Origin of the sequence: Williamsia sp. 1135, assembly GCF_002095395.1 — a bacterium.
In the GTDB taxonomy this organism is placed as follows: domain Bacteria; phylum Actinomycetota; class Actinomycetes; order Mycobacteriales; family Mycobacteriaceae; genus Williamsia.
Map to the genome: position 1 here is coordinate 174,639 of NZ_MJEI01000103.1, position 15,022 is coordinate 189,660.

At 60.9% G+C, this 15,022-nt stretch carries 13 protein-coding genes; 8 read left to right on the plus strand and 5 right to left on the minus strand.

Annotated elements, in window-relative coordinates; genetic code table 11:
* Positions 1-17 precede the first annotated feature (17 nt).
* From BFL43_RS22180 to helR, 7 genes are all read left to right on the plus strand, one after another.
* Positions 18-578: an adenylyltransferase/cytidyltransferase family protein gene (locus tag BFL43_RS22180; protein WP_240498421.1), complete on the plus strand. Its 561-nt coding sequence runs from the start codon at positions 18-20 to the stop codon at positions 576-578.
* Complete coding sequence (locus tag BFL43_RS22185; protein ID WP_084894811.1) at positions 568-2,388, plus strand: PEP/pyruvate-binding domain-containing protein; 1,821 nt, start codon at positions 568-570, stop codon at positions 2,386-2,388. Before BFL43_RS22180 ends, BFL43_RS22185 begins: the two co-directional genes overlap by 11 nt.
* A gap of 1 nt (position 2,389) precedes the next feature.
* Positions 2,390-3,319 (plus strand): radical SAM protein, encoded by a 930-nt coding sequence (locus BFL43_RS22190; RefSeq protein WP_084894813.1) that lies wholly within the window; start codon positions 2,390-2,392, stop codon positions 3,317-3,319.
* 133 nt (positions 3,320-3,452) lie between these two features.
* Positions 3,453-5,414: an FAD-dependent oxidoreductase gene (locus BFL43_RS22195; protein WP_168176699.1), complete on the plus strand. Its 1,962-nt coding sequence runs from the start codon at positions 3,453-3,455 to the stop codon at positions 5,412-5,414.
* On the plus strand, positions 5,411-5,884 hold the full coding sequence (locus BFL43_RS22200; RefSeq protein ID WP_084894817.1) for a hypothetical protein: 474 nt from the start codon (positions 5,411-5,413) through the stop codon (positions 5,882-5,884). The genes BFL43_RS22195 and BFL43_RS22200 overlap by 4 nt, the downstream gene beginning before the upstream one ends.
* Complete coding sequence (locus tag BFL43_RS22205) at positions 5,866-6,456, plus strand: hypothetical protein (RefSeq protein WP_168176700.1); 591 nt, start codon at positions 5,866-5,868, stop codon at positions 6,454-6,456. Before BFL43_RS22200 ends, BFL43_RS22205 begins: the two co-directional genes overlap by 19 nt.
* Positions 6,453-8,246 carry an RNA polymerase recycling motor ATPase HelR gene (gene helR / locus BFL43_RS22210; protein ID WP_084894822.1) on the plus strand — a complete coding sequence of 598 codons (1,794 nt, stop codon included), beginning with the start codon at positions 6,453-6,455 and terminating at the stop codon, positions 8,244-8,246. The genes BFL43_RS22205 and helR overlap by 4 nt, the downstream gene beginning before the upstream one ends.
* 992 nt (positions 8,247-9,238) lie before the next feature.
* Here helR and BFL43_RS22220 read toward each other — a convergent pair.
* The 3 genes from BFL43_RS22220 to BFL43_RS22230 all read right to left on the minus strand — a co-directional run bounded on the left by BFL43_RS22220 (position 9,239) and on the right by BFL43_RS22230 (position 11,118).
* Positions 9,239-9,505, minus strand: coding sequence for a hypothetical protein (locus BFL43_RS22220; protein ID WP_084894826.1), 267 nt, complete (start codon positions 9,503-9,505; stop codon positions 9,239-9,241).
* Between the two features lie 230 nt (positions 9,506-9,735).
* Positions 9,736-10,401, minus strand: a complete 666-nt coding sequence (locus tag BFL43_RS22225) for a hypothetical protein (RefSeq protein WP_084894828.1) — start codon at positions 10,399-10,401, stop codon at positions 9,736-9,738.
* Between the two features lie 183 nt (positions 10,402-10,584).
* On the minus strand, positions 10,585-11,118 hold the full coding sequence (locus tag BFL43_RS22230) for a hypothetical protein (protein ID WP_084894830.1): 534 nt from the start codon (positions 11,116-11,118) through the stop codon (positions 10,585-10,587).
* A 251-nt stretch (positions 11,119-11,369) separates the two neighbouring features.
* Here BFL43_RS22230 and BFL43_RS29080 point away from each other — a divergent pair, with 251 nt between their 5' ends.
* Positions 11,370-11,534 carry a hypothetical protein gene (locus BFL43_RS29080; RefSeq protein WP_168176701.1) on the plus strand — a complete coding sequence of 55 codons (165 nt, stop codon included), beginning with the start codon at positions 11,370-11,372 and terminating at the stop codon, positions 11,532-11,534.
* Between the two features lie 266 nt (positions 11,535-11,800).
* On the opposite strand, the gene BFL43_RS22235 is transcribed toward BFL43_RS29080, so the two are convergent.
* Together BFL43_RS22235 and BFL43_RS22240 are read right to left on the minus strand one after the other, a co-directional pair.
* On the minus strand, positions 11,801-13,600 hold the full coding sequence (locus BFL43_RS22235; RefSeq protein ID WP_143695468.1) for a hypothetical protein: 1,800 nt from the start codon (positions 13,598-13,600) through the stop codon (positions 11,801-11,803).
* A 24-nt stretch (positions 13,601-13,624) separates the two neighbouring features.
* A complete protein-coding gene (locus tag BFL43_RS22240) occupies positions 13,625-14,866 on the minus strand; it encodes an IS701 family transposase (protein ID WP_084889687.1) in 1,242 nt (413 codons plus the stop codon).
* Positions 14,867-15,022: the final 156 nt, after the last annotated feature.

Sequence of the window (15,022 nt, forward strand, 5' to 3'; positions counted from 1 at the left end):
GGCTACGCTTTCTCGACATGAAGGTCGAGATGAGGGGACGTCAATGTGGCCTTGTCCTAGGCCGTTTCCAGCCGTTTCACCTGGGTCACCTTGAGTACGTTGAGGCGGCCCGGTCGCGGTGCCAGCGACTGTTCGTTGGTATCACGAACCCGGATCCGGAATCGCGAGTTGCCACCAGCGCTGATCCAGCTCGGTCCACCGCAGAGAACAACCCGTTCACGTTCGCCCAGCGACGCGCGATGATCGAGGCAAGCCTGTGGGACCTCGGGTGGACCGACCGTGACTTTGCAATCGTTCCCGCTCCAATCCTCCAGGTGGACAGACTTCTCCACTACCTACCCCCTCCGTCGGAAACGACGGCCTTCCTGACCGTCTACGACGAGTGGGGCGAGCAGAAGGTCCAGTTGATGAGGAGTCTCGGATACGCAGTCGATGTGATGTGGCGACGAGACCACGCTTCCCGTGTCGCTTCCGGTACCCAAATCAGAACAATGCTTGCTGATGGGACCGACTGGCACCCGCTTGTTCCCGACGCTGTGGCGCGTCAACTAGCAGATCGAGATCATCTTGCCTCGTGAACTTGCTTCCGCTGTCGAGCCAGAGCTTTATGGTTGGAAGGCACATTATCTCGGACTCCTCGCCGAACGCGGCTATCGGACGCCGAGGGGGGTCGCCTTTCGGACCGATGAGGTCGTATCATCAACTCCCTACCTAAGCGGAGCCGAATTCTTCGCCGTGCGTAGTTCTGCGCCATCGGAAGACACGATCACTTCGTCCAATGCAGGCGCGTACCTAACCGAACTCGGTGTCCGAGCCGACACCATCGAAAAGTCCGCAGCGAGCGTGCGTGCGAGCGCCCGCGGGCAGGAGATGGGGATTGTAGTCCAGGAGTTCGTGCCCGCGGTGGTGTCTGGCGTCGCCTTCTCTATCGAGCCCACAAATTATTCGCTCGATTCCTGGGTGGTGTCTTGGGTGACAGGGACCGGTGATGGGCTCGTGTCTGGCCGCCGGCAAGCCAACGATGTGCTCGTTGACACTTCGACGGGCAACCCACTCCGAGGAACCTGGTTCGGAAGTGCCGATCTGCTTGCTCAGATTGGGTCCACGCTGACTGATCTTGCAACCGCCCTTGCTGGGCCGGTCGACATCGAATGGTGTGTTGATCAGGCAGGTAACTTGCTCGTCCTGCAGGTACGCCCTATCGTCTTGCCAGCTGCAGGTGTCTGGGATCTCGACTCGGCTGAAGCATTTTCAGGTCTGCCCGCCGTTGTCGCCGGCCACCCAAAAATTGCGCTCAGAAGGCAGGCTGCTGAGGCGGGCGTGTTGATGACACCGAGTCAAGTGATCGTCGCCACTTCGCGGGCACATCTGCCACAGATTCCTGTACGGCACAGTTCCGTAATCGCTGGTAGCAGCGTGGTTCTACTGCATCCCTTCACGGTCGACAAACGTGTTATTCGTGAATTCGCCCAAGTTGACCAAACGGACGTTGACTTCTTCACGGCAGAGTGTCGCCGCTATTCAATTCGTGACTACCCGACCTTCGACAGCATTACGGAAACGGAGATCCGAGTGGCGAAGGCTGGACTCGCCAGCGCAGCTGTTTCGGTCGTACTCGAGCAGGATATTTGGGATGCTGAGATCACGGGAATTATTAGGAGTGTAAATAATAGCTTCCTGGTCGAGGTTGGAATGGGGCACTTTATTCCGAAGGGATACGTCGAAACCTCGGCCTACGTCGTCAGCGCTATGGGCGCCGTTCTGTCGCGAAAAGAGACTAGCCAATCGGTTGTGTTCCACTTCATGAATGGACACGTTGTTCGGGAGATAGATCCTCCCAGTTCTTCATCGCTCTCGGATAGCGAAATTAACGAGGTGGTCAGATCTTTGAGACCACTCCTGCGGGCCGAACCGCATCTCGCGCTTGAATTTGGGATAACTCGCCGCGGAGAGTCGGGGGTCACCTACTTGATCGATGCGGCGGAATCGGACGACCCGGCGGTCGGTTTCGAAGTCGACAGCCTCGAGAGGGGTGTGGTCTCGAGAGGACGCGCATCGGGTCCAGTTGTCGACCTTCGAGGTCGAGAAGGTACCGAGGACCTCCACGCTCATCTGTATCAGAGCATCATTGGGGAAGGTCCAAAAGATGCGACTGTGTTCATCGCCTCAAGCGCATCCGTTGATCTACTCCCACTCCTCAAGGCGTGTCCACCTGGATGCGGCTTCGTCTTCGAAAACGCGAGTTTGCTCGCGCACTTCGCCGTTGTCCTGCGTGAGCGGGGCGTTCCAGGTGTTGTTCTTAAGCGCACTGAACTCGATCGGCTGGGCAAAGTTGTCGTCCTTGACACCGAAGCCTTGCCGATTGTGCAAGAAAGTTGCGGAAACTGATATGCCGGTTGCTTTCGGTAGGCTTCGAGTATTTCTGACCGAGCAGTGCAATCTTGCCTGCTTCTATTGCCATAATGAGGGACAACCAAAGGGGGGCGGGTACCTGTCGGATCGTCTCTATGACGCCGTGGCCACGATGTCGCGTCAACCAGAGGTCGACAAGGTCATCCTCAGCGGCGGGGAACCCCTGCTCCATCCGCGTGTGCTCGACATGGTCGACGCCGTCGCTCCCCACGTAGCACGCGTTTCCGTCATCACCAATGGGTTGCTCTTGACCAGACCGCTTGCCCGTGACTTGGCTGCGGCGGGTCTCAGCAAGGTTCGTCTGGGGGTGGACTCTTTCCGGAGCGACAAGCCACGGCCGTCGGCGGGCTACCTTGACGCGCCGTTCTCGATTGACGCGGTAGTAGCGGCGGTCCGGGATGCCGGATTGCGAATCGAGGTGAATGTCGTGCTGACCCGCTTCAACCAGCGGGAGGTCCCACGATTTCTTGAGTGGGCCGTCGCCAACGAGTTGGACATCAAGTTCTTTGAGCACCTTGAGGTTCGGCCCGCGAGGCCGGGTGAATTCGTCAATATTATGCGCCCCAGGCCGCAGGTGAGCGAGGCATGGTTCATGCAAACTCTTGCTCAAACACTGGGGCACTTGCCGGACTTTGTTGAGACGGACGCGTTTGCTCCAGCGACCAGCGCGGCTCGAGTCGGTGCCACTGAAATTAGGTACTGCCGGTACCTGTGCACATATCATCGTTGCGCAGCGCCTGGTACCAGGTTCGACGTCGCAGGATTTGTCTACACGTGCATGTCCAACCGTGGACTCGACCGAGTGGATGACCTTGGGGTTCAGTCGCTCCGAGAAGTCTTTGCCCGAGCGAGTGGTCGTACCTGCTCGGCCGGTGACGGCATTGAAGTTCCGATGAAGTTGGGGTAACTGCGCGCCAACTTCCACTCGTTGTTCATCCGAGACTCAGTGCAATTGTCGCGTGACTTAAGGCACGACTTGGCACTATCGCCCCATCGAATCAGGACGATGGGGAGTGATCGGAATGAGTTCAATAGATTTGATGAACTTCAGGAAGAAGGTGCTGGTCGTCGGCAACGGCATTGCCGGCTACTTCATCGCTCTTCGGCTCGCCGAGCACCGCATTCCCACGGTGCTGCTTGACGCGACTGCGTCAGGCAAGTGTGCGACGCTGCGGAACGAGGGTTGGCTTCACCATGGCACGTACCACGCCGTTTCCCAGTTCACCGACGTAGAGGCACTCAAGGTCGCGAGGCGGACACGTCTCGGCGCGGGGAAGATTCTTGCGGAGTTCCCCGAAGTTGTAGAGAGGACCGCGGACTTCTCGATCGCGATCGTGTCCGAGGGTCTCAACCTCGACCACGTTCGCGACCGCTGGGAGCTCGCTGGTGTCCGGGCGTCCGAGGTCGACCTCTCGCGCGCGCCCGAGTTTCTCCCCGGTATCTCAGTGAGCTCAGCGAAGGCACTGTTCGTGGTGGATGACCAGCCGATCCACACGGGCCGACTTTTGCTGATGCTGCGCCAGAGGTTCGTCCAACTCGGCGGCAAGATCGTTGAGGGTGTTGCGACGTCCGCGAATGGACACGATATCGAAGTCCACCTCCCCGAGGGGAGCACCCGTACCGTCACCCCGCGGATGACTGTGTGGAGCGCCGGATACGCCGGTGTCGGCTGCGTGCGGGATCTCCTCGCAGAGCAGGGAATCAGGTCCAGACTATGGCGTTCACACCTGCTCGTCGCGCCACCACGCGATGAGGGTTCGTGGTTTGAACTTCACGACGGCGGCCTCGGCCTTATGCACCACAAGGATCACGTTGTGATCGGCGTGAATAACGATGTGGAGAACCTCGAACGCTTCCAGGGGATTCACGCGCAGGACGTCGTGGACACGATCCTCCGCGTGCAGGCGCGGCAGCGGTTCGACGATGGTCTGGAGCGTCTTGGCCTTCCCAAGGTCGACCAGATGAAGGGCGCGCACGTGACGAGCTGCACGAAGGTCGACTTGGTCGCCGACGAAGCAGCAGGACGGAATCTCAAGCTATCTACGCTGTTCGTTAGCCCACAGATGATGGTGGCATTCCCGGGCAAGATGACAGAGGCGCCTGTCTTGGCCGACGAGGTCGTCACGCAGATTCTCGACGCCTTCGAGGCGGCGAACTACCCAATGCGTGTAGGTGACTGGTGGCGGTTCGGACAGGTGGTGTTGGCGGGACCGTCTCCTGAGAAGGCATCGGCGACACTGACGCGCGACACCGTCGAAAAAACGCATATGACCGCCGAACGGGCGAAGTTCGAGGCGTGGGTGAACAGCGACCTGCAGCAGACGGGATTGCTGATCCCGCCGGTCGAAGCGGTCACACCTTCGCGAGGCGGAGCAACTGTTACCTACACCAGGATTCGTGGCGAAGACGCCGGTGGCGGGGCGCCGGGACTTCGGGAGCAGGTGTCGAACCTTTCGGAATTCCACTACCGGTTCCGACTTGGAAGCTCGCCGTTGTCTCTCTACCGCGACGCTGCGGACTGGAACGGATTGATCGCAGGGGGCCTCCGGTGGGAGGTGGACTTCAGTTCATCGGATCACCTGAGGCACATGCTCGACGACGTCGCGCTGCTCATGGAGTCCATCGAGCAGGATGGCGCCTCGGTGCCGACTCTCTACCAAGAGTCGCTTGAAGTCTGGGCCAAGCGGGGGGCGCCGCTCAGTTCGTTTCCCGAAGGTCTGCGCTCGGCAGGCGTGACTTTCACTGCTGCGGTCGACTCGGTCTACCGCACGTACGTCCATGTCGTCGGCGCCACCACCGAGAGCGCGACGTGGAAGCGCGCCGACGCGCTCCGCGGCCTCGCGGACGTTTCCTTCCACGAACTGCGTTGGAAGGATCTCGCCTGGTTCCAGGCATTTCGAGCCGCCCGACTACGTCACTACGGGCTCGCTCCCGACCCCGTCATTTCGCACATGACGGAGGCCACCAGTTCGATCGGGCTCCCGGGAAAGGTTTCGGCATGAAGTTGATCGGCTGCACCCCAGACGGCACCCCAGACGGCAGCCTGCTTAAGGTAGGGCGCGCTCACTCCCGGCACCTGCGGCACCACTCGGTGCACGTCCTCGCAGTGGCGAAGGGCGAGGGCAGGAACTCCAGCAGCGTCTTGGTCCGACAACGGGAACATGATGCACCCCGATACCCGGGGCTGCTCACGACTACAGTCGGCGCTCACCTGCTGACGCAGACGTCGCCGCAGGACGTCATCGACACCGCATCCGAGGGCACTGGTGTCGGCCTCGGTGCGCTCTCCTATGTTGGGGCCTTTGAAGTCGCCGACGGCGTCGAGAACGAGATCTGTTCCTTGTGGACCGCAGAAGCGGACATACGGATGGCCACCAGCGTATTTCTGCGCGCGAACGTCCATGAGATCGAGCGGCAGCGAATCACGCCACACCTGGCCGAGAGCTTGAAACTGTGGGTGACCAAACAATGATGCTCAATCTCCCGGGCGCGGGCGAGCGCGTCGCTGGTCTGATCGCCGCGGACCTAGTTGTCGCCTCCCCTCGGCCAGACCGCGAACGGACCTACGCCGTCGATACCCGCGATTCCGTCTCCCCGGTTTTCCGTCTCACTGTGATCGAGGCCATCGATCGAATCCGCGACGCCGACGGCGAGCTCCGGATCGCCGCGGTGGCCAATTCCGGTTCGCTCTTGTGCGCCTTGTGGGCCGGTGCGACTGGACGACCTTTCTGGAATGTCCTTGTCGACGGGCGGCGGACCAGAGGATTCGGCCGCAACGTCGAACCGGCTGAAGGGGTCCGTGGCCGAAAGTTCGTATTGGTCGACAATCACGCCCGGACCGGCACGAGCCTCCGGACCGCGATGGGCATCATCCAGTCCCACGGCGGATTCATTGCAAGCGCCATGGTCTTCACGGCCGGGGACCGGGTTGACTTTGACCCACCGCTGTACGTGGCGCTGCCTCATAACCTCATCGTTGATCAGTTGTCCAAGGCCAGGCCGCGTGGGCCCCAGAAAGTGCGTCCCGGAGCCGATACGCTGTGAGCGCCTCTCCGTTCGCCCTCCCCGAAGACCTCGCAGGCAAGGCGACCCCTGCCCTGATCAACACCGACCAAAGGCATTTCACCGCGATCGCTGCCAACATCGAACGTGCCAGGGCCCTGGCTGAGGAGCAACTCACTTCTTTGCGACTTGCACCCGGCGGAACGGGGCAAGAAGCAATGGACCGCGACCTCGAAATTCATCGCACAGTTGCCCGCCTCCGGGCCTTGCGCCGTAACCGCCTTGACCTATGCCTCGGACGGATGGTTACGGCCATCAATCCCGATGTGCCCATCTATGTGGGCAGGTTCGGAATGCACGATGCTCGGGGGAGTCAGCTGTTGGTCGACTGGCGAGCGCCGGATGCGCGGCCGTTCTTCGCGGCCACTGCGGCACAGCCCATGGGGCTGTTCAGTCGTCGGCGGTACCGATGGTCTGAAGGTACGGTGATCGACTACTGGGACGAGGTGCTTGCGCCATCGCCGACTACCCAGGCACTCGCGCTCGACGACGACTCAGCGTTCGTGGCAAGTCTTGGCGTCAGCCGGACAAACCGTATGCGCGATGCTCTAGCGACCCTGCAGGCAGACCAAGACCTCATCATCCGGGCGAGTTCCCGTGGTCCCCTCGTGGTCGATGGCGGACCCGGCACAGGGAAAACCGTAGTCGCGCTTCACCGCGCTGCCTACCTACTACACGCCGAGAACCGGCTCCGTCAGGGCTCCGGTCGCTTACTGATCGTCGGCCCACACCATCCGTTCCTGAGTTACATCTCCGACGTCCTGCCCAGCTTCGGCGAAGAAGGCGTCCAGAGCTGCACAATCCGCGATCTTGTGCCGTGGGATTGCACGCCGCAGCAGGAGGAAGACCAAGCCGTGGCGCGACTCAAGGCAACCGTCGCTATGGTCAATGCGATTGAGCCGGCCGTGCTCCTCTACGAGGAGCCGCCGACGTACGAATTCGAGGTGGAGACGCCATGGTCGGATCTACGAATTGGCGCCGCAGAGTGGGCGGAGGCGTTCGGAGCCGCTGACCCAGCCACGCCGCACAACGAGGCGCGAGACGCGGTCCGAGACGCATTGGTAGAAATCCTCCTAGACCAACATGACCACGAAGAGACCGATCGCGACGAGCGTCTCCGCGACGAGCGTCGCCGTTACCTGCGTAACCATTCAGGCATCGAGGAAGAACTGGGAAAATCCTGGCCCCGGATCAACCCAATCGATCTTGTCGGTGACCTCTGGGAGGTGCCCGCGTATCTGCAGATGTGCGCGCCCTGGCTCACCCCGGTGGAAGTGCGCCGCCTGAAACGTTCACGTCCCCATGGATGGACTGTCTCCGACCTGCCCTTGCTCGACGCGGCGCGCCTCAGACTTGGTGATCCGGGTGCCGGCCGACGTCGACGGCAGCAGGATGCGGCTCAAGAAGCTGAGCGGGAGGAAATGAGCCGGGTCGTCGATCACCTCATCGCGTCCGACGACTCCAACATGAAGATCATGTCGATGTTGCGTGGCCAAGATCTGCGCGACGCACTCGTGACCAAGGCAGATCGACCGAACTCGAACAGCGACCTCCTCGCTGGACCGTTCGCCCACATCGTCGTCGACGAGGCACAGGAACTCACTGACGCTGAATGGCAGATGTTGGTGGTGCGATGTCCGTCCCATAGACTGGTCAGGCTGCTGGACGTCCTTGAGGCGGTCTCACCAGAACGAGTTCTCGGGCACCCCTACGATGTTGTCTTTCAAGCAATGCAGGCCGCCGTTCATAGCTCACTACTGGCAACCACCTGATGATGACGACCGTGTCTACGCTCGGCCTGATGTTCGGCCTGCACTGCTGCCGATCGCCGGAGTGCTGACCGAATCACCTCACACCCGATCCTGGGGCGACCCCATTGACCTGCAAATCAGTTCGTGGTTCGCTACCAACTTGACGATGACAAGGATCCGAACCGCAAGCCAAAGAACGATCCCATCGATCTTCACGAGTGGCGAACCAACGCGGTCGATGAAGAGGTCAGTGCCCAACGGTATCGACCGTCAGATCCTGGCGCTCACTACGGCGGAAGCTGGCGGTCGATACCGGTATTCACGGGCGCTCTGCAGACCACGACGGCTGTATCAGGGGCAACGAACGTGCGGCTCGGTTTGGTGGAGGACTGGGTGAACTGTGATCGTCTCTTGATCGGGCCCGTCTCGGTCGCTAACGGTCCTCGTGTTTTCGAGATTACCGGGCCAGCAGCGTGGGCTGAACTCGTTTCCGCCTACCCGTTGGTTACGACCGCATCTCGGCGTCACGAGTGGTATCAGGCGACTGGGGAGGCTCTCGATTGGTTCATTCCCGATTGGTCTGCGGTCGCGGCGGACTATGACGGTGTCCAGCTCACGATGTGGGGGTACCTCACCACACCAGGGATGGCCATTCCTGTCGACGCTGGCGCAACCATGCTGGCCGGCTGGAACCCGGACACTACCTTCTGGCTCCACCCCGAAACTCATAACGTACGGGGATGAACCCTCCCAGTGGCACCACGTCAACCACCGATGGCAACCGCAATGACGCGAGGCACAGCAAAGGGACTGTCTGATTATTTCGTGCCGCAACAAATTCATTCCGCCAAGGTGCAATATTGGTGAAGTAGTAGTGGTGGTGGCCCTTTCTTTGGCGAACTCGGCGGGCGATTCTTCTGAGATCTGCGTGCTGTTTGGAGCGTGAGGGTCAGGGCGCGCCAATGGTGTTGGGCAGCTGACCGATTGAGGCGAGGGTTTGATGTGTGGTCGGATCAGTCCACACAGCGTTGCCGTCGTGTGAACGCGGCGTCAGGACAGTCGTCAGAGTCTTCGAGTTCGACGCTCACCTGCACACAGCTCGGCGCCGCGCCGGGGGCGCCCGACCAGGACGGCTCGAGGACCGCTGTGTACATGTCTTGAATGACCTGGCTGCGTTGGCCACGTAATTCATCGTCGACGTTCCACCAGGGCAAAGAATCCCACCAATCGTCGGGGGAACGCCGGTCACCGCTCCGCTGTTCGAACTTTGCAGAATTCATGCAGAGTCCAAGGCCGGAATCCGGACGCCAAGCAAGCACCCAATCGTGTTGCTCGAGGCCAAGGACGAGCGCGTCGCGGATTTCGTACGGTGCACCGGACTCAGAGTTCTGCGTCGTATCCCTACGGTTTGATGTAAGAACACAGACCGCAACAACTCTCATCGAATCATCGGTGATGACGGTCCAGATTATGCTGGCTATATCGAGGTCGTCGATTCGTGACCCCTTCCTTACAGCGCTCCTAGGTGTCGGAATGGCTCACGGAGCAACTCTGGGTGACGCGTGCGCGGGAAGAGGCCAGCAAATGTGGGGCATTCGTCTGCAAGCCATGGCCATGGCTGGCGATCGAACTCGTCCAGTTCCTTGAGTGCATCGCGGACTGTGACAGTGCCGGACGCGGCGGTGCGGAACACGAGTTCGGGGTTGTCCCAGTCGATCGCTGCGGCGCGGGCGTCGAGTGGACTATGCGCAGCAATGAGTTGGGTGTCGTCGGACTCGGGAAGGGCCCCGAATTGAAGGGCACGCTGCAGATCGGCGTCAACGGCCGCGCGCACGTCGAGGGAGGCGACGAGCCAGGTGGATGGACGCTCTGACGACGCGGTCAGGACTGCGACGATGGGTGCCGGCGGTTGGTGTGCGGTCTGTTCGACGCCTCCGATCGCGACTGCGATGCCGTCGTCGACGGCCACGATCGGCACCCCGGCGAATCCCACCAGGTCCACGCTGTCCTGCGGCGTCAGCGTGAGTTCGTGGATCCCGGACAGAAGCTCTTCGAGCAGTTGACCGGTGCAGCGGCGCGCGATGGACCACCGGTCCTCGTGAGCGACAGCGTCTATGACCCGGTTGACAGTGCCCAGAACGTGTTGCCGGTCCGGGTCGGCGAGACGGTTACCCATTCCTCTGTCGATTCGGTCGTGGTGCGATGGAACGAGTGATCAGTGCGGCGACGTCGACGGGCTGTTGTTAATAGGTCGGGTGAGTGGGTAGTCGGTAGAGCTTGTCCCGGTCGTTGATCCAGACGGTGGAATGTTGCGTGGTCACGGAACGGTGTTTGTCGACTCGCCAGCTGGCTTGTTTTGTCAGCGTCGAGGTTCGAGGATCGTGAAGATCGGAATCATGGGAAGTGGGCTGGCGGGGTCTGCTGGTTCTAGCAATGGCCACCACGGTCTCAGGGGATCTGCGGTGGACCGGTAGGTCATCGTCCAAGCGTTCTCGCCGAGCGCGCCGCCGTCTACATGGCCCTTGGGTAGTCGGGTGGTCGGACCGAGGGTGAGGTCACTGTTCACGGTGGCGACCACGCCGCCATGGAACATTCGGAGCGGTGCGCCGGCGAGAAAGGGTCGCTGGCCTCTGCTGTCGGTGGGGGTGAGTAGCGGTCCGGGGTGGACCTGTCCACCGATGGTGATCCGTACCAGTTGTAGTTGCCAGTGCGGGCGTCCGGCTGTTCCGAGGGCGACCACGAAATCCCCAGTGTCCCGGTCGATACCGACACAGTCGTCCCGCCCGGTGGGAAGTACGAGCTGTTGCGGTGGCAGGTCAGGGGTGTGCAGGTCCCACGCGTGGTGGCCGTCGTGGGTCAGTAGCGTCTCGCCGCTGATTGCCGCGGTGTGCATCAAACCCGGGGCGGTTCATACCGGAGGCGCAGCTCCACCCTGCTGCTGCGCTACCCTCGGCCTTCGACCGATGGGGATCACCCCAATGCCTGCCTGGCACAGACGAACCCGGACTGTCGACTCGCGCAGTGCACGCCATCATCGACACCCACCTTTTTGGTGCTGGACGACCAACCCGCACACCGGGCGCCGCACAAGCTACGACAGCCCCAGCCCTGCAGACAGATCTAATAGTCGAGGATCGGCCACAGGTGCTGGCCGATATGTACACCGACGGCATCGCCGCCCGCCGGCAGGCGATAAAGAGCTTCGCCGACATTGATGACGAGTTCGCCGAGATCGACCACCGCACGCGCGACATCCTCGAACGGACGGAGCAGCTCCTTGCTGGTCTCGAACTCGACGACCGGGTCTAGCGTCTCAGTCAGCTGAGCGCTCGCCTCAAGCTGGAAACTCCAAGGTCGGCGGCGCTCGGAACAACCACGACCACAGGAGGGTGTATGCCGGACGCGGCGGCGTCGACATCGAAGCCCAGATTGTCGACTGCACACATCTTCTCGACCCGATGCACGGGGCCTCCTGGCAATCGGGGCAAGTTGCCGACGCTTGTTCCAGTCGCGCAGAACGGGCGCTGACCTCTTGACTTGGCCGACGGTACCCAGGCCACCACGCTCGACCGAGATCAAACAGCTCGGACCTCAATCTCGCCCCGTTCGTAACCGAGGAGGTGCTCGATCATTCCTTGCGCGGTGTCGTCAGAAAGTTTAAGATTCGAACCGTCTCCAAACGCAGAGGCATAGAGCGCCTCGGGTGTTTGAACCGGCTTAGTAACAAACCTGATTTGCACATCAGACGGGTCACCAACGGGTGTGGCGTAGACGGCCGGAAGCAGGTGCCGACGTTCCTTCGGGCCGAGCGACAAGAAGGCCACCCTCAGAGAAACTTGGTCGCGGTGACCTCGTTGGCCCGCAATCGTGAGCGATTCTGACAAGGTTCGAGCAAGCTTCATATCTCGAACGTGTGCATCGCGGATTACTCGGACAACACTGGGGGATAGCTTAATTCGTGTTTGTGGCTGTCGCGAGTTGAACTCTCGGGAGGATTCCCACATGTGGTTGAGCGCGGCAATGACGGGGTCGTCACCCAGTTGTTCAGACATTCGTCGTTGTTGGAGGACTGACCTTGTTCGTTGATCGGGCGGTAGTTTTAGGCTCTGTTCTAGCCGCACCCATTGGAACGGTGCGGGATTCGATACGATCTCTACCTGTTCTGGCTCCAACTGAGTCACGCGTCGGGTTCCTCGGAGCTCGATGATCTGCAGTTCACGATCCTGCTTTCCGACTGCGAAGCCTCGGTCCTCGTTCAGTGCGTACACGTTCCGCTCTAATTCCGATGTTGACTCGCGAAGAATATTGATTAAGTCAACCTGGCGTTGAGCGTATTCCTCGATGGATAGATTTTCGTCACTTTCCATCCACCATTTTCCGGTGTCTCGATCTCGAAAGGTGGGTAGTCCTGTCGCGTAATAAACGGCGCTGAAGAACCGATTCGATGGTACTTTTCGAGAGGGATCGACGAAGGTCCTCTGAATGCTGACTCGGCGTCCGTACCAGTTCACCCCGTGAGCGGCGTCAGCGGCCTTCTTGCCTTTGTCTCGGTCGGCGGCGTTGTTGAACGCAGCGACCACGCTGAACTTTTGATCGCCGAGCGTCATCCAGATTGCTAGTAGGGGATCCGGTCTTCCCCGGAGTCTCCGTGCGATCTTCGAAGCCGGGTAGGCGTCTGCCATCGCTAAGAGGTCCAGGGGGTCCGACACGCCGGTGTGGGAGTGCACGACATAGGACTCTAGGCGTGTCCCTTCCAAGAATTCGTTGACGACCAGGTCGGCGATCCTCGGTACCGCAGATCTGCCAAAGGTGATTTGTATCAGGCCTTGGGCGATGACTCGGCACTCAGCGTCGTCGGCGTCGCCGAGATCGGGAAGCGCCTCGGGGTCAGTCAGCTCATGGCCTTCTTGGCCGACGATGTCAACTTGAGAAGTTCTGTCCCTCAGCGTGATTAGATTGAGTGTCCCGAGCCGAGATAGTGCATCGAGCGTTCGGGATCTGTCGGCGCCGAACGCGGTTGCAGCGTAGATCAGTGCAGGTTCTGCGGGGGAGTTGCCTGCACCCGCCGGTTCCATTTCGATGACTGAGGCTAGAACTGCAAGCTCATCACGGGTGAGTGTTGTCAGAACCTTGATTCGTGGGTCTGAAGCCTGGCTGGCATGGGCGTATTCGGCCAGTTGCGAGATAGGCACGACGAGCCCCGAGGTGACGCCATAGCCTTCGCTGCGCATTTCAGCGAGCAAGGCTGAGTATGCCTCTTGCCCTATATCGAATCGCTCTTGTTCATTTAACAGGTTCTTCCATAAGTGATGTCGTCGTTGTTCGTGAAACCAGATCGTTCCACCGCGCGAAACCGAAAGTATGTGTTCGGCCACTAATACTACAGCCGTAGATAGGGTTCATTGTTGTTGTGACCTGCGTTGATAGTGGTGTTGTCGGGCTCGGTATTGGTGTTTTCGTCGCCAGAGTGACCAGCGGAGGGGGTCAGCGATGGCATGCAGTGGTGTGAGGACGAGGATCGTGAAGAGTTTGCGGAACTCGTTGACCGACAACCGGATCAGTCCAGGTTCTGAGGGTTGGGCCAGGCGTTCAGTGGCGGTATGCACGGCCAGGAAGGCGTGCGCAGCCATGACCAAGGTAATCCAGCGGTGCCAGGACGTCCACGTCCGCACTTGATGCTGATCCAGACCGGTCAGGCCTTTGCCGCTCTGGAACGATTCCTCGACCGTCCACCGCCGCCCGGCGACTCGGACGTACTGGTTCAGCGGCACCGGTGCCGGGCTGTAGCAGCGATAGAAGGCGAGCTCGCCGGAGCTATCGTTGCGCCGCACCAACACGTGACAGAGGCCAACATCGGGACGCTCGGTGGTCGCGATCAAGGCCCAGGAGTACCAGCGGTGTCCTTTGCTACCGGCGCCGGCAGACATCTTGTGCCAGGACCGCGGCGGTAGATTCTCAGCAAGGGCATCGACCCGGATCTTCCCGGCGGCTGTGGGGACCTGCCGATTGCATCCGACGGCCAGGACGTAGCCGATCTGTCTGTTGTGCAACGCTTTTCGTAGGTTCGGGTCTGCGCCGTACACTTCATCGCCAGCGACCCACGAGGCCGGAACGTCGGCGTCGAGGGCCGCCTCGACCAGCGTGGTTGCCAGGGCTGGTTTGGTAGCGAACTCGACCGTGTCAGGGACCCCGGCCTTGGTCCTTCGCTGCGGGTCGGTGGCCCAGGTGTGCTGCGGCAGGTACAGCGCTCGGTCGATCAGGGTGTGTCCGCGAGCGGCGGCGTAGGTCAGGTAGACCGCGACCTGACAGTTCTCCGTGCGTCCGGCGGTTCCGGTGTACTGGCGTTGTACCCCAACGGTGTTGGTGCCCTTCTTCAAGTCGCCGGTCTCATCAACGACAAGCACCGCATCAGGGTCGGCCAGGTGGTCGATGACATAGCTGCGAACGTCATCGCGGACCAGATCAGCGTCCCATTTAGCGCGGGACAGCAAGTGCTGCAGTCGGTCAGGGGTGCCATGGCCCGATAGTTCGGCGATAGTCCAGCAGTTCTTGGAACCTATATCGGCCAGCAAACCCAGCACCAGCGCACCGGCGTTGCGTCGTGCTTCGACCCGCGCGAACCGCGACGAGAACGACTCCAACAACCCATCCAGGCCCGCATGCCACCGCTCATGGTCTACCCTCAGTGCTGCGGTTGCCGCAGCTGATCTGGATGTCTTCACAAACTCGAGATCATGCCGCGGCAACCGCGCCTACCAGCGCAAACACGCCGAAACTACCTATCTACGGCTGTAGTA